This window comes from Kitasatospora sp. NPDC097605 (assembly GCF_040302725.1).
GTDB lineage: Bacteria > Actinomycetota > Actinomycetes > Streptomycetales > Streptomycetaceae > Kitasatospora.
Genome location: NZ_JBEOSF010000035.1, coordinates 16342 through 41915 on the forward strand (window position 1 = coordinate 16342; position 25574 = coordinate 41915).

General features: G+C 73.1%; 25 protein-coding genes. 17 read left to right on the forward strand and 8 right to left on the reverse strand.

Annotated elements, in window-relative coordinates:
* Positions 1 to 66: 66 nt before the first annotated feature.
* Positions 67 to 1131, forward strand: a complete 1065-nt coding sequence (locus ABTX81_RS29920) for a substrate-binding domain-containing protein (RefSeq protein ID WP_350551933.1) — start codon at positions 67 to 69, stop codon at positions 1129 to 1131.
* A gap of 32 nt (positions 1132 to 1163) precedes the next feature.
* Here the strand turns inward: ABTX81_RS29920 and ABTX81_RS29925 are convergent, their stop codons facing one another.
* Entirely contained in the window at positions 1164 to 1661 is a 498-nt protein-coding gene (locus ABTX81_RS29925) for a GNAT family N-acetyltransferase (protein WP_350551936.1), read from the reverse strand.
* Entirely contained in the window at positions 1658 to 2983 is a 1326-nt protein-coding gene (locus ABTX81_RS29930) for a DUF6271 family protein (protein ID WP_350551939.1), read from the reverse strand. The genes ABTX81_RS29925 and ABTX81_RS29930 overlap by 4 nt, the downstream gene beginning before the upstream one ends.
* Before the next feature lie 549 nt (positions 2984 to 3532).
* Here ABTX81_RS29930 and ABTX81_RS29935 point away from each other — a divergent pair.
* The 3 genes from ABTX81_RS29935 (at position 3533) to ABTX81_RS29945 (ending at position 8807) form a co-directional block, all read left to right on the forward strand.
* Entirely contained in the window at positions 3533 to 4669 is a 1137-nt protein-coding gene (locus tag ABTX81_RS29935) for an S-adenosylmethionine:tRNA ribosyltransferase-isomerase (protein ID WP_350551942.1), read from the forward strand.
* 13 nt (positions 4670 to 4682) lie between these two features.
* A complete protein-coding gene (locus tag ABTX81_RS29940) occupies positions 4683 to 5762 on the forward strand; it encodes a hypothetical protein (RefSeq protein WP_350551945.1) in 1080 nt (359 codons plus the stop codon).
* Positions 5763 to 5867: 105 nt separating this feature from the next.
* Positions 5868 to 8807 (forward strand): tetratricopeptide repeat protein, encoded by a 2940-nt coding sequence (locus ABTX81_RS29945; protein WP_350551948.1) that lies wholly within the window; start codon positions 5868 to 5870, stop codon positions 8805 to 8807.
* 13 nt (positions 8808 to 8820) lie between these two features.
* On the opposite strand, the gene ABTX81_RS29950 is transcribed toward ABTX81_RS29945, so the two are convergent.
* The 3 genes from ABTX81_RS29950 to ABTX81_RS29960 form a co-directional block, all read right to left on the reverse strand.
* Complete coding sequence (locus ABTX81_RS29950; RefSeq protein ID WP_350551952.1) at positions 8821 to 9279, reverse strand: hypothetical protein; 459 nt, start codon at positions 9277 to 9279, stop codon at positions 8821 to 8823.
* A 230-nt stretch (positions 9280 to 9509) separates the two neighbouring features.
* Positions 9510 to 10955, reverse strand: coding sequence for a purine-cytosine permease family protein (locus tag ABTX81_RS29955; RefSeq protein ID WP_350551955.1), 1446 nt, complete (start codon positions 10953 to 10955; stop codon positions 9510 to 9512).
* Positions 10956 to 11104: 149 nt separating this feature from the next.
* On the reverse strand, positions 11105 to 12451 hold the full coding sequence (locus ABTX81_RS29960) for a M20 family metallopeptidase (RefSeq protein WP_350551958.1): 1347 nt from the start codon (positions 12449 to 12451) through the stop codon (positions 11105 to 11107).
* A gap of 211 nt (positions 12452 to 12662) precedes the next feature.
* Here ABTX81_RS29960 and rocD point away from each other — a divergent pair, with 211 nt between their 5' ends.
* On the forward strand, positions 12663 to 13937 hold the full coding sequence (rocD, locus tag ABTX81_RS29965; protein ID WP_502892892.1) for an ornithine--oxo-acid transaminase: 1275 nt from the start codon (positions 12663 to 12665) through the stop codon (positions 13935 to 13937).
* A 115-nt stretch (positions 13938 to 14052) separates the two neighbouring features.
* On the forward strand, positions 14053 to 14910 hold the full coding sequence (locus tag ABTX81_RS29970) for a MurR/RpiR family transcriptional regulator (RefSeq protein WP_350551961.1): 858 nt from the start codon (positions 14053 to 14055) through the stop codon (positions 14908 to 14910).
* A 62-nt stretch (positions 14911 to 14972) separates the two neighbouring features.
* Here ABTX81_RS29970 and ABTX81_RS29975 read toward each other — a convergent pair whose 3' ends face one another.
* From ABTX81_RS29975 to ABTX81_RS29985, 3 genes are read right to left on the reverse strand one after another with little or no spacing between them, the layout of a single operon-like run.
* Positions 14973 to 16169 carry a M20 metallopeptidase family protein gene (locus ABTX81_RS29975; protein WP_350551964.1) on the reverse strand — a complete coding sequence of 399 codons (1197 nt, stop codon included), beginning with the start codon at positions 16167 to 16169 and terminating at the stop codon, positions 14973 to 14975.
* Positions 16162 to 17346 (reverse strand): amidohydrolase family protein, encoded by a 1185-nt coding sequence (locus ABTX81_RS29980; protein ID WP_350551966.1) that lies wholly within the window; start codon positions 17344 to 17346, stop codon positions 16162 to 16164. Before ABTX81_RS29980 ends, ABTX81_RS29975 begins: the two co-directional genes overlap by 8 nt.
* Before the next feature lie 4 nt (positions 17347 to 17350).
* Complete coding sequence (locus ABTX81_RS29985) at positions 17351 to 18646, reverse strand: glutamine synthetase family protein (RefSeq protein WP_350551969.1); 1296 nt, start codon at positions 18644 to 18646, stop codon at positions 17351 to 17353.
* 311 nt (positions 18647 to 18957) lie between these two features.
* On the opposite strand from ABTX81_RS29985, the gene ABTX81_RS29990 reads away from it, so the two are divergent.
* From ABTX81_RS29990 to ABTX81_RS30040, 11 genes are all read left to right on the forward strand, one after another.
* Positions 18958 to 19347, forward strand: coding sequence for an STAS domain-containing protein (locus tag ABTX81_RS29990; RefSeq protein WP_350551972.1), 390 nt, complete (start codon positions 18958 to 18960; stop codon positions 19345 to 19347).
* 366 nt (positions 19348 to 19713) lie between these two features.
* A complete protein-coding gene (locus tag ABTX81_RS29995; RefSeq protein WP_350551974.1) occupies positions 19714 to 20517 on the forward strand; it encodes a histone protein in 804 nt (267 codons plus the stop codon).
* Between the two features lie 5 nt (positions 20518 to 20522).
* Positions 20523 to 21710 (forward strand): SRPBCC family protein, encoded by a 1188-nt coding sequence (locus tag ABTX81_RS30000; protein ID WP_350551976.1) that lies wholly within the window; start codon positions 20523 to 20525, stop codon positions 21708 to 21710.
* A gap of 6 nt (positions 21711 to 21716) precedes the next feature.
* Positions 21717 to 22145, forward strand: coding sequence for a gas vesicle protein GvpJ (gene gvpJ / locus ABTX81_RS30005; protein ID WP_350551979.1), 429 nt, complete (start codon positions 21717 to 21719; stop codon positions 22143 to 22145).
* Positions 22142 to 22951: a GvpL/GvpF family gas vesicle protein gene (locus tag ABTX81_RS30010; protein ID WP_350551981.1), complete on the forward strand. Its 810-nt coding sequence runs from the start codon at positions 22142 to 22144 to the stop codon at positions 22949 to 22951. Before gvpJ ends, ABTX81_RS30010 begins: the two co-directional genes overlap by 4 nt.
* A complete protein-coding gene (locus ABTX81_RS30015) occupies positions 22942 to 23193 on the forward strand; it encodes a gas vesicle protein GvpG (RefSeq protein WP_350551983.1) in 252 nt (83 codons plus the stop codon). Before ABTX81_RS30010 ends, ABTX81_RS30015 begins: the two co-directional genes overlap by 10 nt.
* A gap of 4 nt (positions 23194 to 23197) precedes the next feature.
* Positions 23198 to 23662: a gas vesicle protein GvpO gene (gene gvpO, locus ABTX81_RS30020; protein ID WP_350551985.1), complete on the forward strand. Its 465-nt coding sequence runs from the start codon at positions 23198 to 23200 to the stop codon at positions 23660 to 23662.
* A 9-nt stretch (positions 23663 to 23671) separates the two neighbouring features.
* On the forward strand, positions 23672 to 24121 hold the full coding sequence (locus ABTX81_RS30025; protein ID WP_350551987.1) for a gas vesicle protein: 450 nt from the start codon (positions 23672 to 23674) through the stop codon (positions 24119 to 24121).
* Positions 24118 to 24918, forward strand: coding sequence for a GvpL/GvpF family gas vesicle protein (locus ABTX81_RS30030; RefSeq protein WP_350551989.1), 801 nt, complete (start codon positions 24118 to 24120; stop codon positions 24916 to 24918). Before ABTX81_RS30025 ends, ABTX81_RS30030 begins: the two co-directional genes overlap by 4 nt.
* Positions 24915 to 25160 (forward strand): gas vesicle protein, encoded by a 246-nt coding sequence (locus tag ABTX81_RS30035; protein ID WP_350551991.1) that lies wholly within the window; start codon positions 24915 to 24917, stop codon positions 25158 to 25160. Before ABTX81_RS30030 ends, ABTX81_RS30035 begins: the two co-directional genes overlap by 4 nt.
* Before the next feature lie 74 nt (positions 25161 to 25234).
* Positions 25235 to 25570 (forward strand): gas vesicle protein K, encoded by a 336-nt coding sequence (locus tag ABTX81_RS30040; RefSeq protein WP_350551994.1) that lies wholly within the window; start codon positions 25235 to 25237, stop codon positions 25568 to 25570.
* Positions 25571 to 25574: the final 4 nt, after the last annotated feature.

A 25574-nucleotide genomic window follows, 5' to 3' on the forward strand; every position in this document is an offset into this window, starting at 1 on the left:
TTCGACAGATCTTCGACAGATCGTCGTCGGACCTCCGACAGACCGGCCCCACCGACAGGGAGTGCCATGCCGATCCCGGCGGACGATCGCCGTGCCCGCATCCTCGACACGGTGCGCGGCCTGGGCACCGTCCGGGTGGTGGACCTCGCCGAGCGGCTCGGCCTGCCCGCCGTCACGGTCCGCCGGGACGTCGCGGCCCTCGCCGACGCCGGGCTGCTCCGCCGCACCCACGGTTCCGTCTCGTCCGCCGGCCCCGCGGCCGCGCCCGCCCCCGTGCCGGACCGCCCCGCCGAGGCCCTCACCCTGGGCCTGCTCGTCCCCGCCGTGGTGCAGTACTTCGACGAGGTGATCGCCGGCGCGCGCACCGCCGCCGCCGAGGCCGGCGCCCACCTGGTCCTCGGCATCTCCTCGTACGAGGCCAGCGCCGACCGGGTCCAGGTCGACCAGCTCCTCGCCTCCGGCGTCCAGGGCCTGCTGCTCGCCCCGAACTGGAGCGCCGCCGACCGTCCCGAGGCGCACGCCTGGGTGGCCGGACTCCCCGTCCCCGCCGTCCTGCTGGAACGCCGCCCGGACCCCGGAAGCCCCGCCGCCGCGCTCGACGCGGTCGGCTCCGACCACCGGCACGGCGTCCTGCTCGCCCTGCGCCACCTCGCCGCCCTCGGCCACCGGCGGGTGGCGCTGGCGGCCCGCACCGACACCTGGACCGCCCACCAGGTCCGCCAGGGCTACGGCGAGGCCTGCCGGACGCTCGGCCTGCCCGGCGAGCCCGTCATCGACATCCGCACCCCGGCCGTCGGCGTCGACGACGTGGCCGGCCGGCTCGCCGAGGCGGTCGCCGACGGGGTCGCGGCCGCGCTGGTGCACAACGACAAGGACGCCCTGCAACTGCTGCCCCTGCTGCGGGCCCGGGGCGTCCGGGTCCCCGAGGACCTCGCCCTGGTCAGCTACGACGACGTGTTCGCCGCCCTCGGCGCCCCGCCGCTGACCGCGGTGGCCCCGCCCAAGCGCGCCGTCGGCGCCGCCGCGGTGGACCTCCTGCTGCGGCGGCTGGCCGCCGGCGGGAGCGGCCTGCCGGTGCACCACCTGGAGCTGCTGCCGGACCTGACGGTGCGCGAGTCCTCCGGAGGCTGACCGCGGCGGGGGGAGCGGCGCAGCCGGGGGAGTCAGCGCAGCGGCATCGACATGTAGACCGCCCGCCGCCCGTAGGACGCGGGCACCGCCACCTCCCGGTGCGAGCGGTAGCCGATCAGCCGCAGCAGGATGTCCGCCCCGCGCACCGCGACCATCGAGATCCGCTCGTAGCCCAGCTCCTCCGCCCGCGCCCGGAAGTACCGCATGAACCCCAGCGCGACCTCCCGGCCGCGCAGGTCCTCGGCGATCACCAGGTCGTGCACGTGCAGATTGACCGACTCGTGCGCGGCGCCCTCCGCCAGGGCGAGGTCCGGGCAGCGCAGCGGCGGGTACGGCAGGCTCAGCAGGTAGCCGCGGACCGTGCCATGCTGCTCCAGCACGAAGCAGGTCTCCGGCGAGGCGAGGGCGCGGGACTCCAGCGCCTCCCGCCCCTCGGACAGGCCGTCGGCCGCGTAGGCGTCGTGCTCCAGCGCGACCACGGCGTCCCAGTCGTCCTCGGCCAGCCGCCGGATCACGAGGTCCTCGCTCACCCGGCCGCCCCGTCCACGCCGGGGCGCAGGCCCTCGGCGCGGGCCGCGGCCACCAGGCCAGCCCAGGCCTCGATCAGCACCGCCCAGCGCCGGGCGTCCTCCCGCGCCTCGTCCAGGAGCTGCTGCCGCCGCCCGGCCACCACGTCCGCGAGCTCGGCGTACTTGCCGCCCAGCTTGCGGTAGGAACGGTCCAGGACGTCCAGGCAGTGCTCGTTCCCGGCCTGGTCCCAGTCGATGGTGCCCCGCACCAGTTCGAGGATCGGCTCGACCTTCAGCCGGTACTGCTCGTCCAGCAGCTTGGGCCCGAGGTCGATCATCCCGCCGTAGACCGGGTACAGGTACAGCATCGAGAGCAGGAGCTTGACGAAGCCCATCTGGTAGGGGACGAAGCCGGCCCCGGTGCGGCGCTCGGGCGTGTAGTAGTTGACGATGTGGCGGTTGTGGACGACGCCGGGCAGCTTGGCGTGGACCAGCGAGTGCAGCAGGGCGTAGTCGCAGCCGAGGGTCCGCACCGAGGGCAGCAGCGGCAGCACCTCGTAACCCCGGTGGTCCAGGGCCACGTTGCACATGAAGACGTCCCAGATGTCGGGCACGCCGAGGACCGAGTGGTCGGCGGTGAACGGCTCGGTGCCGGTGCCCTTGAAGGAGACGTCCACCATCGCGTCCCGGTCCTCGTCCGGCCACACCGGCGGGGTCCACAGGCGCACCACGTCGCGGTAGACCTCCGGGTCCAGCTCGCGGATCTCGCCGATGTCCACGTTGAGTTCGCCCATGAAGGAGCCGCTGACCAGCATCACCGGCTTGTCCGCGTCGGCCGGGTCGAGCTCGGAGCGGGTCACCCCGGCCACCGCCTCGCCGGCCGGCCGGCCGATCGAGAGCAGCTCGTGGTGGATCGGGAAGACCTTCCGCCCGTCGAGGACCTGGAAGTCGGCGTCGTCGTTGCGCAGGTGCGCCGAGGTGCAGCCCAGGGCGGCCGCGCCCAGGAAGATCCGGTTGACGCAGGACCCGTACGCGACGTCCCCCGGCACCATCAGTTCGAGCAGCAGCTCGGGGTCGGCGGCGCCGGAGCGCTCGGTCACCCGGCGGAAGAACTCCCGCTGCTGCGCCTCGCCGAGGTGGTGCACGAACACGCCGGGGACGGGGTCCAGCGCGGCCACGGCCTCGGCGTTCCGCGCGAATTCGTCGGCGCCCGTGGTGTCGAGGATGAGCAGGTGCACCTCGACCTCGAAGTTCGCGACGGCGTAGGCCGCCTCCTCGGCGAGGTCCACGATGGTGCCGGGGCAGGGACGCATGGTGGGCAGGGCGAGGCAGACTCGTTGCATGGTTCGGGATTCTCCAGCTGATCGTCAAATTCGTTACAGCAGCCCGTCCGAGGGCCGAGGTGCGGCAAGACCGCATGACTCACTCAAAGCCACGGCGGAGTACTCGAGTCGAGGGATCCCGTGAGTCCCGCGCGGTGTCGGTGCCGGGTCGCGGCGAGCGCCGCCGGACTCCTGTGGATGACCTGCGTCACCACGGTGGACTAGACCAACTTCGGTGTCAACGAGATGCTTCCGGGGAACGGGCGGCACGCGCCGACAGTGCCCGATCGGGCAGGTGCCGGTGCCCCGGCCTGATGACGGGTCAGCACCGCCCGTGCGCCCGCCCGGACCGGCGGTCGCCGTCCGGTCCCGGGGGCAGACCGGCCGGTCCCACCCGCCGTGCGGGTGACGCCGGGGACCCCCGGACCGCGAGCGGAACGCGACCCGCTGCGGGCGACGAGTTCGCGGTCCGGCACCTCCGGGCGGACGCGTCGACGCGCCCGACCGTGTGTCACAGCGCGATCGGCACCGTCGCCCGGGATACCTTCGACCGGTCCGCATACGTCCTTCATGAGCTGCGAGGCCACGGTGGAGAACACGGAGAACCCCGGGGACTACGAGTTCGACCTCCCCGCAGGGCTGGTGTCGCAGGAACCGCCCGAGGCGCGCGGCGGGCGGCGCAGCGATGCCCGCCTGGCCGTGCTGCGACGCGGCACGGACCAGGTGGAGCACCGCGGCTTCCACGAAATCGCCGAGTACTTCAAGCCGTTGGACGTCCTGGTGGTCAACAACGCGCGGGTGGTGCCGACCCTGCTGCACGGCGAGGACCAGGACGGCCGGGTGGTCGCGGTGAGCATCCACTCGCCGAACGAGGACGGCACCTGGCACTGCCTGGTGGCACCCGAGGCGGTCTGCCGGCCCGGCGCCCGGTTCGTGCTCGGCCCCGGGCGCCAGGTCACCGGCCGCCTGCTCGCCGAGGCGGACCCGGGTGTCTGGCGGATCGAGCTCGACCCGGCCGACGGCGACACCCTCTACCGGCTCGCCGAACCGATCTACCCGGGCTACCTCAAGCAGGCTCCCGCCGACCCGGAGTACTACCAGACCACCTACGCCTCGCGCCCCGGCGCGGTCCTCTTCCCCTCGGCCGGACGCCACTTCACCCCCGCCGTCCTGGACGAGCTGCGGGCCCGCGGCGTGGCCGTCGCCGAGGTGACCCTGCTGCTCGCCGCACGGTCGCACCACTTCGTCCGGCAGCTGTTCCAGCAGCAGGTCGCCGCCGGCGGCGTCGGCGACACCGAGGCCGAGGACCGGGTCGACCGCGCCACCCGGGTCAAGGGGTTCGACTTCCCGGGAGCCGAGCGCTACGAGGTCACCGCCGGGACCGCCGAGACCATCAACGAACGCCGCTCCCGCGGCGGGCGGATCATGGTGTGCGGAACCTCCGCGCTGCGCACGCTGGAGAGCGTCACCGGCGAGGACGGCCGCGTCCCGGCGGCCACCGGCTTCACCCGGCTCCGGATCGTCCCGGGCCACCGCTTCCGCGCCTGCGACGGGTTCCTGACCAACCTGCACCGGCCGAAGAGCTCCGAGCTGCTGCTCACCTCCGCGTTCACCGGACGGGCGCCCCTGCTGGAGGTCTACCGGCGGGAGTTGATCCCCCGGGAGTACCGCTTCCACGAATTCGGCGACTCGATGCTGATCGTCTGAACCGGGGGCGACCGTGCTGATCGTCGAGGACGTCAGGCGCACCGGGACCGCGCGGGGCTGGGAGCTGTCCGCACGGGTGCGGGCCAAGGCCGCGCCGGACGTGGAACGGCTGCACTTCACCGTACGCGGCGGTGGATCCGACTGGGTGCCGGAGCGCGGCGACGCCTTCCTCGCCGCGCTCGTCATGCCGGCCATGAGCCTCGGCGAGGACCTGCTGGTCGACGCCCCGGTCTCCGCCCGGCTGCTCAGATCCGCCCGTACCGCGATGGAGATCTACTCCGCCTGGTGGGAGCGGTTCGGCGAGGTCCGGCTGACGGCGACCGAGACCGCCGTCCCGGCCGGTGGCGAGGACGCCGTCGGGCTGTTCTTCACCACCGGGGTGGACTGCTTCTACAGCCTGCTCAAGGACGGCGAACGCCGTACCGAACCCCACCACCAGCCGGTCACCGATCTGCTGTTCGCGAACTTCGAACAGGACTCCGGAACGGACCACGACCGACTGGTCGCCCGGATCGGGCACGTGGCCGCCCGAAGCCGCTGCCGGGCCGTGGTGGTGGACACCAACATCCGCTCCTTCGCCGAGCCCTTGACCACGTGGGAGGCCTACCACGGCGCGGCGCTCGGTGGCGTCGCACTGGCACTGCAGGGCCTGCTCGGCCGCTGCCTGATCGCGGCCAGCGACCAGTACCGCCATCTGCCCCCGCTGGGCTCGCACCCGCTCCTGGACCACCTCTGGTCCACCGAGCGCCTGGAGATTGTCCACGACGGCGCCGAGGCCACCCGGACGGGCAAGGTGGAGCGCCGGCTCTCCGGCTCCGCGCTGGCGCTGGACAACCTCGGAGTGTGCTGGCGAAGCCGGCCCGGCCACAACTGCGGCGCGTGCGAGAAGTGCCTGCGGACCATGGCCGCCCTGGAACTGGCCGGCGCGCTGCGACGCTGCCGCACCCTGCCCCGGGTGCTCGACCTCCACCGGCTGCGCACCGTCCCGGTGGAGTCGGAGGACGCCCGGGTCTCCATGCGCGAGCTGGCCCAGGACGCCCGACAGCGCGGCCGGCACGACATCGCCGACGCGGCCGAGCACGCACTGCGGTGACCGTCGGGCGGCGGGCGGACTTGTCCGCTTCCCTCCCGGTGGCCGGCCCGGCCCCGCTAGGGTCGTCCCGACGACCCGTCACATGCCGAGCAGGGCAGGTGCCTCGTGAGCGAAGCCGACCGCAACGCCGCCGACTCGCAGCCGCTGTACGTGCAGAACGTGATCGCCGTCAACGGCTTCGCGTTCGGCGCCATCGGGGCCGACATCCACGTGCACGGCGCCAGCGGGCTGCCGCTCTACCTCCTCGGGGCCTGGCAGCGCGCGGCGGACACCGACCAGGACTGGCTGCGCAAGCTGCCGAGCCGGATGCTCAACGCCCGCCGCGCCGTGGTCCCCTTCACCGGCCGCGGGGAGGAGCTCGACGAGCTGCGGCAGTGGCGGGACGGCGGCGGGCGGCTGGGCGTCCGGTGGCTGTACGGGCCGGGCGGTCAGGGCAAGAGCCGGCTCGCCGCCCGGTTCGCCGACGAGTCCGCCGAGGCGGGCTGGACGGTCGCCGTCGCCTACCACGGGCCGGACGCCGACCCGATCGAGCCCGGCAGCCAGGACCTGCGGCCCGACGGCACGGCCGGCCTGCTGCTGATCGTCGACTACGCCGAGCGGTGGCTCACCACCAGCCTGACCTGGCTGCTGAAGAACGCCCTGCTGCACCGGACCGGCGTCACCACCCGGGTGCTGATGCTGGGGCGCACGATGAACGAACTGCCGCAGCTGCGCGGCATCCTGGACACCTACCAGGCAGACGTGTCCGTTCAGCCCCTGGAGGCCCTGCCGCCCGGCGGGGAGGGCCGCGGCGCGATGTTCGCGGCCGCCCGCGACGCCTTCGCCGGGATCTACCGGCTCCGCGACGCGGCCGTGATCCAGCCACCCCCGACGCTGGAGGGAGCGGAGTTCGGGCTGACCCTGGCCGTCCACATGGCCGCCCTAGTCGCCGTCGACGTCCACACGGCGGTCACCGAAGCGGGTACCGACGCAGGCCCCGGGACCGGCGCGGCGGCGGAGTCCGCACCGCGCGCCGTGGTGCCGACCGACCGGCCCGGCCTGACCATGTACCTCCTGGACCGCGAGCGGCTGCACTGGGCGCGGCTGTACGGCGACGGCGCCAACGCCGGGCAGGACGGGAACGGCTTCCGGACGCCGCCCGAGGTCATGAACCGGACCGTGTACGCCGCCGTCCTCACCGGAACGCTCTCCCGAACGGCCGGCACGACGGTCCTCGGCCGGCTCCGGGTGGCGGACGCCCCCGAGGTGCTGGACGACCACACGTCCTGCTACCCGCCGGCCGAACCCGGCGCCGACCAGGTCCTGGAACCGCTCTACCCGGACCGCCTCGCCGAGGACTTCCTCGCCCTGACCATGCCGGGCCACCGGTTCGCCTACCCGGACCAGCCGTGGGCGGCCGCCGACGCCTCCGCCCTGCTCGAACGGTCCGGCGCCGGGCCCGGCGCCGCGCCCGCCCCCGTGCCCTGGACCGCCCGCGCGGTCACCTTCCTGCTGTCCGCCGCCCAGCACTGGAAGCACCTCGGCCCGCGGTACCTGTACCCGCTGCTGCTGACGGACCCCCGGCTGGCGGTCGACGCCGGGAGCGCGGCCCTGACCGTCCTCGCGGGCCTGCCCGACGTCGTCGCCGTCCTGGAAGCCGTGGAGGCGCACTTCCCGGAAGGGCAGCACACCGACCTGGACCCCGGCATCGCCGCGGTGACCGCGGTCCTGACCGCCCACCGCCTCGGCCTCACCGAGGACCCGGCCGAACGCTCTCGCCTCTGTACCACCCTGGCGGTCCGCCAGTCCCACGCCGGCTTCGATCAGGAGGCGCTCGACGCCAGCGAGCGGGCGGTCGAATGGCGGCGCGGCCCGGCCGCCGAGGACCCCGCGCAGCACCTGCCGGGCCTGTCCGGCGCGCTGGCCAACCTCGGCGTCTGCCTGTCGGCGATGCGACGGCTCCCCGAATCGCTGGCCGTCACCGAGGAGGCCGTACGCCTGGCCCGCCGCCACGCCGCCGAGTACCCCGACCTGCCGCCGGCCGATCTGGCCCGCCCCCTGAGCAACCTGGTCCACCAGCTCCTGGAGGCGGACCGCCTCCAGGAGGCCGTGGACACCGCCCTGGAAGCGGCGCACCTGTACGGCGAGCTGTTCGACGCGGACCCCGACGGTCACCGGCCCGACCTCGCCCGCGCGCTGGTCAACGCCGGGATCGCGCTGTACGAGCTGGGGCGCCGGGCCGACGCCGTCGAGACCGGCCTCGCCGCGCTCAGCCTCTTCCTGGAGCTGGCCTCCGCCGACCCCGACCAGTACGAACCCCGGTACGCGACCGCACTGATCACCGTCGCCAACCACCTGTGGGGCATCGGACGCGGCGAGGAGGCCTGCGACGTCGCCACCGTGGCCGTGGGCATCCGCCGCCGGCTGGCCACCGTCAACCCGGACGCCTTCCGGCCCGCCCTCGCCCGGTCACTGACCGCCCTCGGCGTCTACCTGTGGGCGGCGGGCCGCGCCGCCGAGGCGCTGGAGACCAGCCAGGAGGCGGTGGGCCAGTGGCGCGAACTGGCCGCGCTCAATCCCGTCCTGCACGAGGAGTTCCTGGCCGCCGCGCTGTCCAACCTCGGGAACCGGCTCGCCGCCCTCGACCGGCCGGCGGCGGCGCTGGCGGCCACCGAGGAGGCCGTGGAGATCCACCGCGGCCACGCCAGGAGCGGCAAGGCCGTCAACCGGGAGAACCTCGGCATGGCCCTGAACAACCTCGGCAACCGCCTGGCCGCGATGGACCGCGTCGTGGAGGCCGTCAACGCGTCCGAGGCCGCCGTCGGCGTCTTCCGCGCCCTGGCCGAGGAACATCCGTCGGCCTACCGGTCCGCGGTGGCCCGCTCGCTCGCCAATCTGGGCGCCCACTGGGCCCGGGTCGGCTTCGTCCGCAAGGGCCTGGCGCTGGTCGAGGAGGCCATCGGGATCCAGCGGGAGCTGGAGCCGGCGAACCCCGCGGCGTTCACGGCCGACCTGAGGCGTTTCGAGGCCGTCCGGGACATGCTGCGCGCGGAACTCGCCGGCTGACCGGCCCGGGACCTCAGCCGGCGGCCCCCTCAGGGCTGCCGCCGCCCTGCTCCTTGCCCTCGTGGTAGATCAGGTTCCCGCCCTGGACACCGAAGACGCGTCCGTTGCCGTGGGCGATGTTGGTCTGCTTGTAGACTCGGGTCCGCGCCTCCTCGGGCAGCGACGGAGCGATCACCTCGTCCAGCACCCGCTCCAGCTCCCCCGCGAGCTCGGGCTGCCGGCGGAGCAGCTCGGACAGCCGCTGCTGCCAGTCCGCGGCGAGCGCCTCCCGCAGGCGCTCGTCGTCCTGCTCCTCGGCCACCAGCACCTCCCGGCGCAGCTCGTCCAGGTCCTCGCCGATCAGCTCCGCACGCTCCGGACGGAACCGGCGCCACACGGCGACCACCCCGTCCCGCGCGTGCTGCCAGGCGTCGGTGGCCATCGCCCCGACGAGCGAGGAACCCGCGAGGGCCGCGAGCGTGGCTGGATCCATGGAAACCCCCTCCTCCGCCCCGGGGGACCGAACGCCGTCGGTGGACCCTCGGAGCACTCCCGGGTGCGGCGCACCCCCCAGGGCGTTCCTGCCCGTCGCCGCGCGTGGGGCAAACCCCTCCGTGACCACGGCAGGAGCCCGAGACGTCGCTGACGTGCCGCCCGCGGCCCACCGGGGCCGGAGGCGGCACGTCACCGACGGCCCGCGGCGGAGCCGGGCGCGACGGCCGGTCAGGTTCGGCCCGCCGGCAGCCGGAGCTCGCCGGGCGCGTCCAGGCGGGGCGCGGTCGCGTGCGGTCGGGCCGGGAGCATCCTGACCGTCAGGGCGTAGCCGGCGCCGCTGGCGAGGGCCACGAGCGGGGTCGGCAGCACCGTGTCGGGCAGGGCGAGGAAGGCGAGGGCGCCGAGGGCCGTCCAAGCGAGGGCGAGGACGTTCACGCCGGCGGTGTAGCGGTACGGTCCGTGGGGGTCGAAGAGGGCCGGCACGTCGATGCGGCCGCGCTTGACGACGAGGTAGTCGGCCAGGATCACGCCGACGAGGGGGGCGAAGACGTTGCCCATCGCCGACATGGAGCCGTTGAACCCGTCGATGAGCGCGGGGAAGGCGGCCAGGGCCGTTCCCACGGCGGCGACCACCATGGTCGACCAGAAGCGCCCCAGCCGGGTGGCGAGGTTCGCCAGCGCCAGGCCGCCCGTGTAGACGTTCAGCACGTTGACCGTCCAGTTGTCCAGGAGCAGCACCACCAGGACGAGGATCAGGGTGACCGGGCCGACGCCGAGGCCGGGGATCACCTCGAAGGCGTTCGCCTCCTTCCCGAGGGTCGCGGCGGCGGCGTAGGCGCCGAAGAAGGCGGCTCCGGCCGTTCCGAGCAGTGCGGCCGCCATCGTGCCGATCCACATGTCCTTGCGGGACCGGGAGTAGCGGCAGTAGTCGGCCGCGTCGGTCACCTGGCTGAACCACGCCGCCGCGACGGCGTTCACCCAGACCGCGAACACCGCCCACTTCCAGCCGGCCGAACCGGCGTACGAGAACACCTCGCTCGGTGCGAATCCCGGTGCCTGGTGGGTGGCGAGCAGCCAGAAGAGGTAGCCGAGGATCACCAGCTTGACCGGGAAGGCCACCTTCGACAGCCACTTGAGGGATCCGTACCCGAAGAGGGCGACGGAGGCCTGGAGCACCGCGAAGGCGAGGCTGACGGCGATGAGCGGCGGCTTCACCCCGAGCCACGCGTCGAGGACGGCCAGGATGCCCATGGCGCCGGCCAGGGTCTGGAAGGCGAACCAGAAGGCCGAGCTGACGGCGCGCAGCAGGGAGACCAGCCAGCGGGAGGCCGCGATGCCGAGGAACGCCCGCGTCGACACGATCCCGGGCAGGCCGTAGTCGACGCCGACGGTGGCCATGACGGTGTAGGCGCAGAAGGCGATGAGGATGCCCAGCACCTGGGCGGTGACCGCGGCCCAGAACGAGAGCCCCGAGACCACCGCCAGTCCGCCGATGAGGATCAGGCCGGGGTTGAGCATCACGTTGAAGATGATCTGGAACAGGTCGTACCAGCGCACGGTGCGCTGTTCGTCCGGTACGGGTTCGATGCCGTACCGCTCCACTCCCTTCGGCTGGCGGTAGGCCTCGGAGGAGCCGTCGTCGGGGCTCTGCGTGCCGGGAACGTCAGTGGGCATGGGGGGCCTCTGGTCTCTGGGGTGGTGGGGGAGGGTCACCTGGGCGCCCCGGACCGGGGTCCGGGGCGCACGACCGGGGTGTCTCGCGCGGGCTGGGGCGCGGGCGGGGGGCGGGGGCGCGGCCCGGCGAGGAGGGGGACCGGTCCGGGTCAGGACACGGGGGAGGCGGTGCCGCACCACCGGGTGGCGAGGACGGCGTAGGTGCGGGCCGCGAGCCAGACCTCGTCGAGGTCGACGTACTCGTCGTTGCCGTGGGCGACGCGCAGGTCGCCGGGGCCGAAGACGACGGACGGCACACCGGTGCGGGTGAACACGGTGGCGTCGCACACGCCGTAGAGCCCGGTGTAGGACGGCTGGTCGGAGAAGGCGGTGCCCTGGGCGGCGGTCCGGTACGCGCCGGCGACGGACTGGCTGATGCCGTCGTCGGGCGAGGTGACGAACGGGTCCCAGTTGAGCTTCCACTCGCAGTGCGGGCGGTGGTGGCGCAGCCAGGGATCGGCGTCCGCCGCACGGTCGATGACGGCCTGGATCTCGGCCATCACGTCCTCGGGGGAGCGCTCGGGGTGGTACATGACGCCGTACTCGATGGTGGCCGTGTCGGACAGGGCGAACGGGACGGTCAGGTCGCCGGGGCCGCCGCGCATGGCACCGGGCAGCAGGGAGAAGTGGCCGTTGTACCAGAGGTCGTGCCGCTGGGTGCGGGCCCATTCGTCCTCCAGCTCGCGCAGCGCCCGGTAGAGGAGGAAGACCTTGTCGATGGCGTTCACACCGATCGAGTCGCCGTCGTGGGCGGGGTGGATGGTGGCGCCCCGCATGGAGCCGTGCACCTTCTTGCCCTCGACCGTGACCGAGAACCACAGCAGTCCGGGGCTGGCGACCACGATCGACAGCGGTGTCGGCGGCGCGCTCGGCTCCGAGACGACCGCGGCGTCCGCGACGTACCCGCGCTCGACCACCGCGCCCGTCCCGCAGGCGTGGTCCCCCGTCTCCTCCCCGACCACGCACTGCAGTTGCAGCTCCCCGCCGAGCTCGATCCCGGCCTCGCGCAGGGCGATCGCGGCGTAGGCCTGGGCGACGAGACCGGACTTCTGGTCGGTGGTCCCGCGGCCGTACATCCGGGAACCGATCACCTCCCCGGAGAACGGCGGGGCCTTGGCCCACCCGGCCGGATCACCGCCGGGGACGACGTCCACATGGCCGTTGAAGATCAGCGAGTTGCCCCCGCCCCTGCCGGCTATCCGGCCGACGGCGTTGTCACGTCCCTCCTCCACGGCGAAGACGTCCACGGACGCCCCGGCGCGGCGGTAGAGGTCGCTGAGCAGCGCGGTCGCCTCGCCTTCCCGGCCGACGTGGTCCTTGTACTCGACTCCTGGGTATTTCGGGCTCACGGACGGGATCCGGACGAGCTCCTGCAGGCTCGCCGTCATCTCGTCGCGCAGTCCGTCGACGACGGACAGCAGGCGGTTCAACCGGGAAGTTTCTTCGGGGGAGCTCATGACGCCTCCACTGGCGCGCTCGGGAAGTGCGGCGCCCGCGACCGTCTCGGTGCCGGGCCTCGCCGCTTGGCCAGAATGAAACAGGCGGTAGGTTTCATGTGTCAATAGGCGATTTCGAAACAGACGTTACATTCGGGGATCACCATGGCGCCCGTGCCGCACCCTTGCGCACCCCTTGAATGAAATGGATGTTTCATGTTAGGTGTCAACCATGTCGCATGAATCTGCAATTTCGAACACCCCCGATGCGAGCGGGACGGGCGCGCCGGCCCCCGCGCGGACGGCGGGGGAACACATCGAGCAGACGGAGCGCTTCGCCGCGCACAACTACCGCCCCCTGCCCGTCGTCCTGGCCTCCGGGGACGGCGCGTGGGTGACCGATGTGGACGGGCGCCGCTACCTCGACTGCCTGGCGGGCTACTCCGCCCTGAACTTCGGTCACCGCCCGGCGCGGCTGCTCCGGCGCGCCCATGAGCAGCTCGACCGGCTGGCCCTCACCAGCCGCGCCTTCTACAACGACCAGCTCGGCCCGTTCGCCGAGGCGCTCGCCCGGCTCACCGGGAAGGAGCGCGTCCTGCCGATGAACAGCGGCGCCGAGGCGGTGGAGACGGCCATCAAGGTCAGCCGCAAGTGGGGATACGTCGTGAAGGGCGTGGAGGCGGGCCGCGCCACCGTCATCACGATGAGCGGCAACTTCCACGGGCGGACGACCACGATCGTCGGCTTCTCCGACGACCCGGTCGCCACCGACCACTACGGGCCGTTCACGCCGGGCTTCGTGCGGGTGCCGTACGGCGACGTCCGGGCCGTCGCCGACGCGATCGACGACACGGTGGTCGCGGTCCTCTTCGAGCCCGTGCAGGGCGAGGGCGGTGTGGTCGTCCCGCCGCCCGGGTTCCTGCGGGAACTGCGTGAACTCTGCACGCGGCACGACGTCCTGATGGTGGCCGACGAGATCCAGTCCGGCCTGGCCCGCACCGGCCGCACCTTCGCCTGCGACCACGAGGACGTCGTGCCGGACGTCTACGTCCTCGGCAAGGCCCTGGGCGGCGGTCTCTACCCGGTGTCCGCCGTGGCCGCCGATGACGCCGTGCTCGGCGTCATCGCTCCCGGAACCCACGGCTCGACGTTCGGCGGGAACCCCCTGGCGGCCGCGATCGGCCACGAGGTGGTCGCGATGCTGTCGACGGGCGAGTACCAGGAGCGCGCCCGGGTCCTCGGCGAGCGGCTGGAGTCCCGCCTGTGGGAGCTGGTCGGCGCCGGGGTGCTGGCGGTGCGGGTCAGGGGGCTGTGGGCCGGCGTCGACATCGACCCCGCGCTGATGACCGGCCGCGAGGCGTGCGAGGGCCTGATGCGGCGCGGCGTCCTGGCCAAGGACACCCACGGCTCGACCGTGCGGTTCGCCCCGCCGCTGGTGGCGACCGAGGACGAGATCGATCTGCTCGTGGACGCCCTGGCCGGTGTCCTCGCGGAGGCGCGGAGCTGACGGCGCGTCGACGGGGACTCTGCTGTACGGGGCGGTGGCCTCCTCGCCGCCCCGGCCTCGGCGCGATCGGATGTAACGAACGTTTCAGCGCGCCCTGTCTTGGTAGCCTTGAAACATGGAGACGATACCGGGGGGACACACGTCGGTGCGGAAGCTGTTGCTCTCCGCCATGGACGGACTCAGCAACGGCGAACGCAAGGTCGCCCGCGCGGTGCTGGCCCAGTACCCCACGGCCGGCCTCACCACCGTCGCGGACCTGGCCGCCGGTGCCGGTGTGAGTTCGGCGACGGTGGTCCGATTCGTCACCCGGCTCGGCTTCGCCGGCTTCCCGGCCTTCCAGCGCGCCCTGGTCCATGAGTTGAACGGGGAGCTGGGTTCCCCGCTGAAGCAGTACGCCGAGAAGGCGCCGGTCTCCGCGAAGGGGGTGCTCCCGGAGACGCACCGGGCCTTCGCGCAGTTGCTGGAGGCCACCTACGCGGAGCTGCCGGAGTCGGAGTTCGCCACCCTCGTCAGGCTGCTCGGCGACCCGGGCCGGAGCGTACGGGTGACCGGGGGCCGGTTCAGCCGGCTGCTCGCCGAGTACCTGGTCATCCACCTGTGGCAGCTGCGCGAGGACGTCGACGTGATCGGCCAGGAGGAGATGGAGCGCCGCCGGGCGCTCGCCGACGCCGACGCCAACACGGTTCTCCTCGTCCTCGACTACCGCCGCTACAGCGAGTCCAGCCTCCGTTTCAGCGAGGGGATGGCGGCCCGGGGTGCCACCGTGTGCCTGATGACGGACAACTGGCTCTCTCCGATCGCCAAGCTGGCCAAGGTCGTCCTCCCGGCGCGGGTGGAGTCCGCCTCGCCGTTCGACTCCCTGGTGGCCGCGATGGCCCTGAGCGAGAGCCTGGTGGCGGCGGTGACGGACGCCGTGGGCGCGGCGGGCCGGGAGCGCATGGAGCGGTTCGAGACGGCGATCGAGCGCGCCTGAACGGCCCGGGGCCGGGTCCCGCCGTCGCGGCGGGACCCGGCCCCCGGGCCGTTGGTGGGCCGCTATCGGGCCGACGCCTGCGGGGCGCGGGCGCGCTCCTCCAGGGCGGCGGCCGTTCCGAGGTACCCCGCCATCAGAGCGATGGCGAGCGCGCGCACGTCCGCGTCGTCGGGCAGGAAGCGCGAGGAGTGCAACGGCTCGGACGTCCCCGTGCCGACGAACAGCATGGCCGAGGGCACGCGCTCGCAGAAGTACGAGAAGTCGTCCGAGCCCAGGGAGCGCAGGTCGCCGGAGACCGGGAGCCCCCGGCGGTCCAGTTCGCGCGCGATGCTCCGCACCAGGGCCGGGTCGTTCTCGAGCACGGGTTCCCCGTGGGTGAGGGTCACCGACGCGGTGCAGGCGTGGGCCCGCGCGACGGATTCGGCGACCTCCGTGATCCGCCGGTGCAGCAGCAGCCGGGTCGAGGACGCCAGCGCCCGGACGGTGCCGGTCGCCCGTGCGGTGCCGGCGATCACGTTCGCGGCGTTGCCCGCCGAGAACGACGACACCCCCACGACGGCGGGAGCCATCGGATCGACCGACCGGCTCACCACGCTCTGGAGCGCGACGACGATCTCGGACATCGCCAGCAGCGCGTCGTTCGTCAGATGGGGATACGCGGCGTGTCCGGGCCGGCCCCGTACGACGATCTCGAACTCGTCGGACGAACCGTTGACGCCCCCCGCGGTGCACGCCACCTCGCCCCGGGCCAGCAGCGGCTGGACGTGGGCGCCCACCATGGCGGCGCACCGCTCGGCGTCGAGGACGCCACTGGTGGTGATGTCCCGGGCCCCGGACGGATAGGTCTCCTCGCGCGGCTGCAACACGGCGAGCAGGGGGACCGGAGGCCCGGTCTCGGCCAGGGCTCCCGCCACGGCGACGAGTGCGGCGAGGTGGGCGTCATGACCGCACGCGTGCATGACGCCCGGCCGGGCCGACGCCCAGGCGACACCGGTGTCCTCGGTGACGGGCAGCGCGTCCATCTCCCCGCGCACACCGATCGCCGGTCCCGGCCCGCCGATGCGCAGCACGGCACCGGTCTCGGCGGTCTTCACCGCCGCACCGGCCGCCGGCAGCGCGGCCAGCACCATGTCCCGGGTCGACGCCTCGTCACCCGACAGATCGGGTTCGCGGTGCAGCCGGCGCCTCAGGTCGAGCGCCGCGGGCAGGTGCCGGTCCAGGGCGGACCACAGGGCCGCGTGCGGGTTCGGGTCAGGCATCGGGCAGCCCGTAGAGTCGCTGGGCGTTGGTGCGTCCGATCATCGTCGCGACGCGGACGGCGTCGGCCTCGGACCACTCGCCCTCCTCGACCCAGCCGCCGAGCGCCCGGGACATGCCGCGCCGCCAGAGCACGGCGCCCAGGTGGTGGAGCTCGGGCGGCCCCCAGGCGTCGGAGGAGTACAGCACCTTGGTGAAGGGGGCCAGTTCGAGGCTCTCGGCGACGACGGCGGTGGAGGCGGCGCCCGTGTAGTTCACCCCGAGACCGACGTCGAAGTAGACGTGCGGGAACACCTGGGCGAGGAAGCCGGCGTTGCGCTGGAACGGGTAGCAGTGCAGCAGCACGACATCGGTTCCGCTGCCCTCGATCTCCTTGAGCCAGGGCATCAGCAGCAGCGGGTCGCACCGTCGCAGATCCAGGTCGGGATCGCCGTACCCGGCGTGCAGTTGCAGGGGCAGGCCGGTGTCCACGCCCGTCCACAGCGCCATCCGCAGCAGCACCGGGTCGGTCACGCGGGCGGGGGCGCCCGCCGCGATGTCGCGCAGCCAGGCGCCGGCCGCCCGTTCCACCTCCTCGGCGGAGGGGCGGGCGGGGGCGAAGTCGAAGCCGTAGCGGTAGGCGATGATCGACTTCAGGCCGACCGCCGATGCGGTGGCCCCGGCGAGCGCCGTCCGGAAGTCGTCGGCGAGGCGCGCGGCGCTGCTGCTCGGAGCGACGCCCTCCAGGACGGTCTCCAGGCGCACGATCTCGGAGAACCGGGCGGGCAGGCGCTCGGCCAGCGTGTCGGGCGACAGCAGCTCGTCGCTCTTGAAACCGGTGTCCAGCAGCCAGTCGGAGACGCCGGCCGCGGCGAGGAAGAGGTCCGACAGCTCTTCCGGGGTGCGCTCGGAGCGCGCGGCCCAGTACGCGTCGGCCGACGCGTGCGGGGGCAGACCGAGCAGCGGTGCGCAGTGCCGGCGGATCGCGAACCCGATCTGGGAGTCGAACTGGGTGACCCCGGCCGGGAGTGGGCGGTCGGATTCGGTGATCAGCGTCTCGAACTGTCCCCGGGTCACCGGCGAGGCGAGCGAGGCGTGGACGTGGTGGTCGACCAGCGGCAGCGCGGCGATGTGGCGGCGCAGTCCGGTGGACGCCGGCTCGGTGGGCATCGGCTCGGTGGGCATCGGCTTGGCGGGCATCGGCTCAGTAGACATCGGCGACCCGCCCGCACACGCCACGCTCGTCCAGGCCGGCGACCGCGGCCAGCTCCGACCGCTTCACCGAGCGGTGGGTCTCCAGCAGTTCGGGGGAGAACCAGCCGGACACCACCTCGTCCTTGTCGAGTTCGAGGAGGGCCTCCTCCAGGCCGCCGGGCAGGGCGGGGACCTCCGCGAGGTCCGCCTCCCCGGTCTCCTCGGGCCAGACCCGCGGCTGCGGGTAGTCCGCCTCCACTCCTTGCAGTCCGGCCCGGACCAGGACGCCGAGGACCAGCCACGGGTTGGCGGTCGCGTCCGCGGCCCGGTACTCCAGGTTGAACTGGTCGGCGGCGACACCGCCGCCCAGGCTGCTCGTCGGGCAGATCCGCAGCAGGGCCTCCCGGTTGCGCTCGGCCAGGAACACCCCGGCGGAGCTCCAGCGGTGGGGTGTCAGCCGCAGGTACGAACTGGGGCTGCCCGCCGTGAACGAGAGCAGCGCCCGGGCGTGCCGGAGGATCCCCGCGCTGAACCGCCCGCCCAGCTCGGAGAGCCCGCCGGGACGGGAGCCGTCGAAGAGGACCGGCCGTCCGGTCTCCGCGTCGCGCAGGGAGAGGTGGACGTGCACGCCGTTGCCGCTGCCGTCGGGGTGCGGCAGCGGCGCGAACGTGGCCCGGTGTCCGTGCTGGGAGGCCAGGTCGCGAACCACCTCCCGCAGGACGACCGCGCGGTCGGCGGCGGTCATGCCGTCGGAGGGGCGCAGCGTGATCTCGAACTGGTCGGTGCCGAACTCCGGCAGCCAGGTCTCCGGTTCGAGCCCCATCCGGTCCAGCAGCGACACCAGCTCGCTGCCGAACGGCTCGGCGGACCGGAACCGGGCGAAGGAGAACGGGGCGCCGCTGTCGAGTCCGGGGATCATGAACTCGTGCTCGAAGGTGGCCACCACCTCCAGCCCGGTGGCGCTCCGGAAGTCGTCGAGGGCCCTGCGGGCGAAGGTGCGCGGGCAGTTCTCCCACGGCGTGCCGTCCGGCAGCACCTGGTCGGCGAGGTACAGCCGCACACCCGGCACCTCGCCACGGGCGGGGATGTCCACCCCGGTGGACTCGGCCGGCAGCAGCTTCAGATCACCCGTCGACCCGAACGGATTCGGCGCGAGCTCCCCGAACGCCGTCACCGCGAGATCGGCCGGGACCCATCCCACCCCACGGCGCAACACCCCGTCGGCCGCGTTCCCCGGCGCGGCACGCCCACGCGTGAATCCGGACAGGTCGTTGGTCGCCACGAACACCGTGGATGAAGAACTCATGCCTACCTCTTCGATCGGGCTGCGTTGCCGCGCTGAGGGCCACGCGGGCGCGGGCGGGCCGCGGGAACATCGAGAGTTACAAACATTTCATACCTGGTCAAGGGTGCCAGGTATGGAATCTTCATTTCATCGACGCCCGCCGCCCCGTGGCCGGATCTGTGGGGTGCTCCGGGGCGACCCGGGTCGGGCGTGAAGACGCCGCCGGGGGCGGTTGAGCGGCCGGGCCCGGCGGCGCCGCGCGGTGGCGCGAGAACGCCGCAGGGTGGCAGGCTCGAAGGCGGACAGCTTCCTGCACCGAAGGAGGCCCGCTCGTGACCCGCCGGCATCCCCTGCGTGCCGCCACCGCCGCGCCCGGTCCGCTGCTGCGGATTTCCACCGCCCGCTTCCCCGGCGGAGCTGAGGTCGTGCGCCTGGACGGCACCGTGGACTACGACCAGCGCGCCCGGCTGCACGACGCTCTCGACCGGGTACTGGCCGAGCGACCGCCCCTGATGGTCATCGATCTGTCCCACCTGCTGTTCTGCGACTCCACCTGCCTCAACGAACTGCTGCGCATACGCCTCACCGCCGAGGCCGCCGGGACCGCGCTGGTCCTGGCCGACGTCCCCGCGCAGGCCCGCCGGCTGCTGGACGCGACCGGCGCGGACGAGGTGTTCACCATCCGGCCCAGCGTCCGCGCCGCACTCTCGGGCAGCGGCTGACGACGCACCGGGATGACCCCTGGCGCGGTCAGGGCATCGGGCCGCGGGCGGGCAGGGTGGTGGCTACGGAGTCCGCCCGCGGCCATGTCGCCCTCCAGATGCTCCTGGCAGTGACGCGGGACCGATACGCCGAAGAGCGACATCTCGATGACTTTCCGCTACGCGATGGCGGGCTGCCGATGTGCGGCGCGCCTGCGAAGCCTCGCTGACCTTGGACGACTCCCGGCGAACGCTATGAGGTCGGACCAATACAGTCACGCTCGGTTGTTTGTCCGGAAACGGCTGGGGTAGACAGCCGGGCCGTGGAGTGGCTTTCCCGAGTGGAGAGGCGGGGGCCGCCCAGGCACTCTTCCAGGGACATCGATCATGAACAATGCCAAGCTTGCCGTCGCCGTGGGCGGGGGCTACCTCCTCGGGCGTATGCACAAGGCCCGTTGGGCGTTGGCTCTCGCAGGCATGGCGGCGGGCAAACGTCTGAGTGCCAATCCCGGGGTGCTCCTCGGGCAGGCGCTGGAATCATCGCCCCAGCTCCGTCAGCTGGCCGGGAACGTGAGCGGGGAACTGGCCAAGGCGGGGACGAAGGCGGTCACCGCTGCGGCGAGCAACCGGGTCAGCGCGCTGACCGACCAGCTGCAGCGGCGGGCCGAGGGTCTGCGCGCGGGGATGCCCCGTAGTGACGAGGACCCGGACAAGGCGCAGGACACCGAGGACACCGAGGACACCGAGGACACCGAGGAAGAACCGCCCGAGGAGGAGCACCCCGAGGGACAGGACCAGGAGGACCTGGACGGTGACGGAGGCGGTGACGGGAAGCGGCCGGCCCGCTCCCGGCAGAGCGGCTCCCGCTCGAAGGCCGCCTCCGGGCGGTCGGCGGACAGGTCGGGCGGGTCGAAGGCCCCGGCGAAGAAGGCCTCCCCGAGTAGGACGGCAACCGCGAAGAAGACGGCATCCGCGAGTAGGACGGCAACCGCGAAGAAGACGGCCTCCCCGAGTAGGACGGCCTCCGCGAAGAAGACGGCCTCCGCGAAGAAGACGGCTTCGACCGCGCCCCGCAAGGCCGCGGCGTCCGCGGGCTCCGCTCGCAAGAGTGCCGCGACCTCGACGAAGAACGCCGGTGCGGCGCGCAGGACCACGAGCACGCGTGCCTCGTCGGCGCGCAAGCAAGGGTGACGACAATGGCCGAGCAGACCAAGAAGGACCAGGGCCCGCTGGGGCTGGGCCAAGTGATGGAGGCCCTGCCGACCGACGCGTTGATGCAGCAGGCGCGCAATCTGGCAGCAGCCGCGGGAGAACGGGCCGTGGCGGCGGCGACCGACAAGATCGCCGGAACCACCAGCCGGCTCGCCGACTACGCGGAACGCGGCGGCGGCCGACCGGGCGACCGCGGCGACGGTGAGGGCGGCGGGACGTCGCCGATGCGGTTGATGCTGGCGGCCGGTGCCGCCGGCGTGAAGCAGATGGTCGGCAACAAGCTCACCGGAGGCGGCGGCGGAGGAGGCGGCAAGGGCGGCAAGCTCAAGGTGACGAACATCGTCGAGGAGACCGAGGTCGGGGTCCCCGTGCGGGTGGCCTACAACCAGTGGACCCAGTTCCAGGACTTCCCCCGCTTCACCAAGCGGCTTGAGAGCGTGGAGCAGAAGTCCGACGAGAAGCTCGCCTGGAAGGCCGGGATCTTTCTCTCCCACCGCAGTTGGGAGTCGTCGATCATCGAGCAGGTCCCGGACGAGTTGATCGTCTGGCGGTCCAAGGGGGACAAGGGCTATGTCGACGGCACGGTCACTTTCCACGAGCTGACGCCGAATCTGACCAAGATCCTCCTGGTGCTCGAGTACCACCCGCAGGGCCTGGTCGAGCGCATGGGCAACCTGTGGCGGGCCCAGGGCCGGCGGACGCGTCTGGAGCTCAAGCACTTCCGCCGCCATGTGATGACCCACACGATCCTCGACCCGGACTCGGTCGAGGGCTGGCGCGGCGAGATCCGCGACGGTGACGTCGTGCGATCCCATGAGGACGCCATGGAGGAGGAAGGCGCCGAGGACGACTACGACGAGGGCGAGGGCGAGGACGAGAACGAAGACGAGGACGCCGCGGACGAGGACTGGGAGGACGAGTCGCCGGAGGGCGCGGACGACGAGGAGGAGCCCGAGGAAGGCTCGGAAGACGAGCCGGAGGACTACGACGACGAGGAGGAGGCCGAGGGCTACGACGAGGACGACGAGGACGACTACGACGAGGACGACTACGGCGACGCCGAGGACGAGGAGGACGCCGAGAACGAGGAGGACGCCGAGGACGAGGAGTCGGACACCGGCGGACGTACCGCCTCACGATCCCGCGGGCGCGCCCCGGCGCGGGCGAGGTGAGCCGCCATGACCGTCGCCCAACGCCCCAGCCACTACCTCGACCGGCCCTCTTCGAGCGGTCTGGTCGACGTCATCGACCTGATTCTCGACAAGGGTCTGGTCATCGACATCTACATCCGGGTCTCGCTGGTCGGCATAGAGCTGCTGACCATCGACGCGCGGATCGTGGTCGCCAGTGTCGACACGTACCTGCGGTTCGCCGAGGCGGTCAACCGCCTGGACCTGCGGGAGGACAAGACCAAGGGGCTGCCCGAACTGGTGGACGACATGCGCCAGGGCGGAGCCCGGAGCAAGACGAGAGGGGCGCTCGAAGGCGTCAAGGAGTCGGTCGGCGAAGTGATCGACCGGGTCAAGGGCGACAAGGAGGAGGAGCCCGAGCGCCAGGAACGGCCCCGGTCCCGCTCACGCCCCCCGCACAAGGAGCGTGAGTCATGAACGGCCGTGGTACCCCGACCGAGGAGCGGGCCTGCTACGTGTACGGGATCGTCCCGACGGGTGTCGACCCCTCGGGGCTGGAAGGGATCGGCGACCCGCCCGCCCGGGTGGGGCTGGTGCCGCACCGGGGCCTCGCCGCGCTGGTCAGCGCCGTGGTGGTCAACGGTCCGCTGGGCACCGCGGCCGACCTGAGAGCTCACGCCCGGGTCCTGGACACCCTGGTCGCCCACGGCCCGGTGCTGCCGATGCGGTTCGGCGGGGTGGTCCGCGACCTCGGAGCCGTGGTCGACGAGCTGCTCGCCCCCCACGAGGACGCGTTCCTGCGTGCGCTGGAAGACCTGCGCGGCACCGCGCAGTTCACGCTGCGGGGCGCCTACGAGGAGGAGCACGTCCTGCGGCAGGTGCTCGCCGACCGGGAGGACATCGCGCGGCTGCACACGGATGTCGCCGCCCTCCCGCAGGAGGCGACCTACTACGAGCGGGTGCGTCTCGGTGAGATGATCGCGCTCGAGATCGCCGCCCGCCGGGAGGCCGACACCCTGGAGGCGCTGGAACGCCTGGCGCCGCTCGCGGTGGCCGTCAAGGCGTCTCCCAGCGCCGACGCACCCGCCGACCGGGCGGTGAGCGCGTCATTCCTCGTCGGGAAGGGCGACTGGGACGCGTTCGGGACCGCCGCGGAGGGCCTGGCCCGCCGGTGGGCGGGGCGCGTCGGACTGCGGCTGCTCGGCCCGCTCGCCCCGTACGACTTCGCCGGAGACGCCGTGGAGGCCCGGCGCACCGAAGGGGCCGGGCGGCCATGGGGCTGATCACCGGCCTGCTGACCCTGCCGCTGGCCCCCGTGCGCGGGGTGGTCTGGGTGGCCGAGCAGCTCTACGCGCAGGCCCGCCGGGAGCTGACCGATGCCACGGCCATCCGCGCCCGGCTCGCGGAGGTGGAGGCGGCACGCGCGAGTGGCGCGATCAGCGAGGAGGAAGCCACCGCGCAGGAGAACGAACTCGTACGGCTCCTGTGGCAGAGCGAGGACGCCGACGGCGGTCTGGAGGTGTAGATCCGTGCCCGAGAACGAGCCGCGCCCCCGCCGTGCCGCACCGGCCCGCCGTACGGAGGACCCCGAACCGGCCCGGCGGCGTCCACGGACACCGTCCGGTTCCGAGAGCAAGCCTCCGGGCGCACGGCGCCGGTCGTCCGACCCGCAGCCGCACACCACCGCCGCCGGCCGCCGGCCCTCCGCCACGCACCGTGCCGAGCCCGCTCGGCTCGACGCGCAGACGGCCGCGGCGAAGGCGGTCGTCTGTGTCCAGGAGATGACCGGGCGTAGCGCGGAGGGCATCACCTCGCTCAGCCGCGAAACGGACGGCTGGCGGGTGGGGGTGGAGGTGCTGGAGACCCGCCGGATCCCCGACTCGACCGACATCCTGGCCGTCTACCAGGTCGCGCTGGACCAGGAGGGCGAACTCGTCTCCTACCGCAGGGAGCGCCGCTACCACCGTGGACGGGCGAACGAGGAGTTGTCATGAGGACTCGTCATGAGTGAGCTGAGCGGCTACGGCGGCTCCGGCCCTCTGTCGCACCTGCCGGGAACGTCCGCGGCGCCGCAGCCCGCCAATCTGGCCGACCTGCTCGAGCGCGTGCTCGACAAGGGGATCGTCATCGCCGGCGACATCCGGATCAACCTCCTGGACATCGAGCTGCTCACGATCAGGATCCGACTCCTCATCGCCTCCGTCGACCGGGCTCGTGAGATGGGCATCGACTGGTGGGAACACGATCCGAGCCTCTCCTCGAACCGGCGGGACCTCGCCCTGGAGAACCAGCACCTGCGTGAACGGATCGCCCGCCTCGAAACCTCCGGCCGCGCGCCCGCCGTCCCGGAAGACGCCGAGGAGTACGACCCGGCGGAGGCACCGGACCGCGACACCCCGCCCGCCCGCACGACGCCCCGCACCCGGCGTTCTCCCCGGACCGGCCTCCCATGAGCGCTCACCCGCCCACCAACACCTGGCTCTACGTGATCACCGAAGCCGGCCGCAGCGCACCGCCCGGTCTGACCGGTGTGGCCGGCGAACCACTGCACGCCGTCTCCGGACCCGGCCTGACCGCACTGGCGGGCGCGGTGCCCCGGTCGGACTTCGACGAGGGACCCGTCCGTACGCACCTGGAGGACGCCGTCTGGCTGGAGCACGCCGTGCGCGCGCACCACCACGTGGTCTCCAGCCTCGCCCGCACCGCCCCGGTGCTCCCCCTGCGGTTCGCCGTCCTCTACCGCGACGACCAGCGGGCTGCCGCCATGCTCATGGAGCGCCGCGACGAGCTGACCGCCGCGCTCCGGCGCATCGCCGGCCGCGTCGAATGGGGCGTCAAGGCCTACCTCGGGCCCGCCGACCCGCCGCCCGACGTCGATGGCGGCGATCCGCGGCAGGATCCGTCCACCCGTCCCGGCACGGCCTACCTCCTACGCCGCCAAGCCCGTCACCGCCGGCAGGAGCAGGCCCACCAGCAGGCCGCGAACGACGCCCTGAGGGTCCACACCGCACTCGCCCGATCGGCCGCCTCGGCTGTGTGCCACCCCCTGCAGCAGTCCGGGGCGACGGGCTCCGCCGAGCCGATGCTCCTCAACGGGGCCTACCTCGTCGAACAGACCCTCACCGCCGCGTTCCACGAGGCCGTCGTCGCACTGTCCACCCGCTTCCCCGGCCTGCGCCTGGAGACGACCGGGCCCTGGCCGCCCTATTCCTTCACCGCGGTCTCCGACTTCGGGGGCGATCCGCCATGACCGCCGACGCCCCGCTCGTCCCGGCCGGCCCCGGGCTCCCGCCCGCCGTGTCCGAGCGGAACCTGGCCCTGGTCGACCTGCTCGACCGCCTGCTGGCCGGCGGCGTGGTGATCGCCGGCGAGATCACCCTGTCCATCGCCGACATCGACCTGGTCCGGATCAGCCTGCGCGCCATGATCGCCTCCGTACGCGCCGCCCTCGATCCCGTCGAGGGCGCCCGGGAGAACGGGGAACCGGTGTGAGCCGACGACCGGACGCAGCGTCGCCGGCCGACCGCGCCCCTGTTCACCCGCGGCGGCCGGCCGGCGACCGCCGTGTGCCGCTGGAGCCCGAAACGGTCGCCCGGGACCTCACCTGCCTGGTCCTGGCCCTGGTCGAACTCGTCCACCAGCTCATGGAACGCCAGGCCCTGCGCCGCATCGACCAGGGAGACCTCGACGACGAACGGATCGAGGCGCTCGGCCTCACCCTGATGGCCCTGGAACAACGCATCGACGAGTTGCGCGAACACTTCGACCTCACCCCGGACGACCTCAACATCGACCTCGGCCCGCTCGGTCCCCTCCTGGCGCCCGACCAGCCCGCCGTCAGCCCCCGAGGAGCCGCCGGCCACACGCGTGGACGCCACGGCCCGGGGCACACGCCCCGTTGAACCC

What these genes read in the sequence shown, in the direction of transcription:
- ABTX81_RS29985 (WP_350551969.1), bottom strand. Translation starts at nt 18,646, where the DNA reads ATGAGTTCTTCATCCACGGTGTTCGTGGCGACCAACGACCTGTCCGGA.
- ABTX81_RS30025 (WP_350551987.1), top strand. Translation starts at nt 23,672, where the DNA reads ATGAGTGAGCTGAGCGGCTACGGCGGCTCCGGCCCTCTGTCGCACCTG.
- ABTX81_RS29995 (WP_350551974.1), top strand. Translation starts at nt 19,714, where the DNA reads ATGAACAATGCCAAGCTTGCCGTCGCCGTGGGCGGGGGCTACCTCCTC.
- ABTX81_RS29950 (WP_350551952.1), bottom strand. Translation starts at nt 9,279, where the DNA reads ATGGATCCAGCCACGCTCGCGGCCCTCGCGGGTTCCTCGCTCGTCGGG.
- ABTX81_RS29920 (WP_350551933.1), top strand. Translation starts at nt 67, where the DNA reads ATGCCGATCCCGGCGGACGATCGCCGTGCCCGCATCCTCGACACGGTG.
- ABTX81_RS29935 (WP_350551942.1), top strand. Translation starts at nt 3,533, where the DNA reads ATGAGCTGCGAGGCCACGGTGGAGAACACGGAGAACCCCGGGGACTAC.
- ABTX81_RS30015 (WP_350551983.1), top strand. Translation starts at nt 22,942, where the DNA reads ATGGGGCTGATCACCGGCCTGCTGACCCTGCCGCTGGCCCCCGTGCGC.
- ABTX81_RS29970 (WP_350551961.1), top strand. Translation starts at nt 14,053, where the DNA reads ATGGAGACGATACCGGGGGGACACACGTCGGTGCGGAAGCTGTTGCTC.
- gvpJ (WP_350551979.1), top strand. Translation starts at nt 21,717, where the DNA reads ATGACCGTCGCCCAACGCCCCAGCCACTACCTCGACCGGCCCTCTTCG.
- ABTX81_RS29930 (WP_350551939.1), bottom strand. Translation starts at nt 2,983, where the DNA reads ATGCAACGAGTCTGCCTCGCCCTGCCCACCATGCGTCCCTGCCCCGGC.
- ABTX81_RS29980 (WP_350551966.1), bottom strand. Translation starts at nt 17,346, where the DNA reads ATGCCCGCCAAGCCGATGCCCACCGAGCCGATGCCCACCGAGCCGGCG.
- ABTX81_RS29955 (WP_350551955.1), bottom strand. Translation starts at nt 10,955, where the DNA reads ATGCCCACTGACGTTCCCGGCACGCAGAGCCCCGACGACGGCTCCTCC.
- ABTX81_RS30035 (WP_350551991.1), top strand. Translation starts at nt 24,915, where the DNA reads ATGACCGCCGACGCCCCGCTCGTCCCGGCCGGCCCCGGGCTCCCGCCC.
- ABTX81_RS29960 (WP_350551958.1), bottom strand. Translation starts at nt 12,451, where the DNA reads ATGAGCTCCCCCGAAGAAACTTCCCGGTTGAACCGCCTGCTGTCCGTC.
- ABTX81_RS29975 (WP_350551964.1), bottom strand. Translation starts at nt 16,169, where the DNA reads ATGCCTGACCCGAACCCGCACGCGGCCCTGTGGTCCGCCCTGGACCGG.
- rocD (WP_502892892.1), top strand. Translation starts at nt 12,663, where the DNA reads ATGTCGCATGAATCTGCAATTTCGAACACCCCCGATGCGAGCGGGACG.
- ABTX81_RS30000 (WP_350551976.1), top strand. Translation starts at nt 20,523, where the DNA reads ATGGCCGAGCAGACCAAGAAGGACCAGGGCCCGCTGGGGCTGGGCCAA.
- ABTX81_RS30010 (WP_350551981.1), top strand. Translation starts at nt 22,142, where the DNA reads ATGAACGGCCGTGGTACCCCGACCGAGGAGCGGGCCTGCTACGTGTAC.
- ABTX81_RS30030 (WP_350551989.1), top strand. Translation starts at nt 24,118, where the DNA reads ATGAGCGCTCACCCGCCCACCAACACCTGGCTCTACGTGATCACCGAA.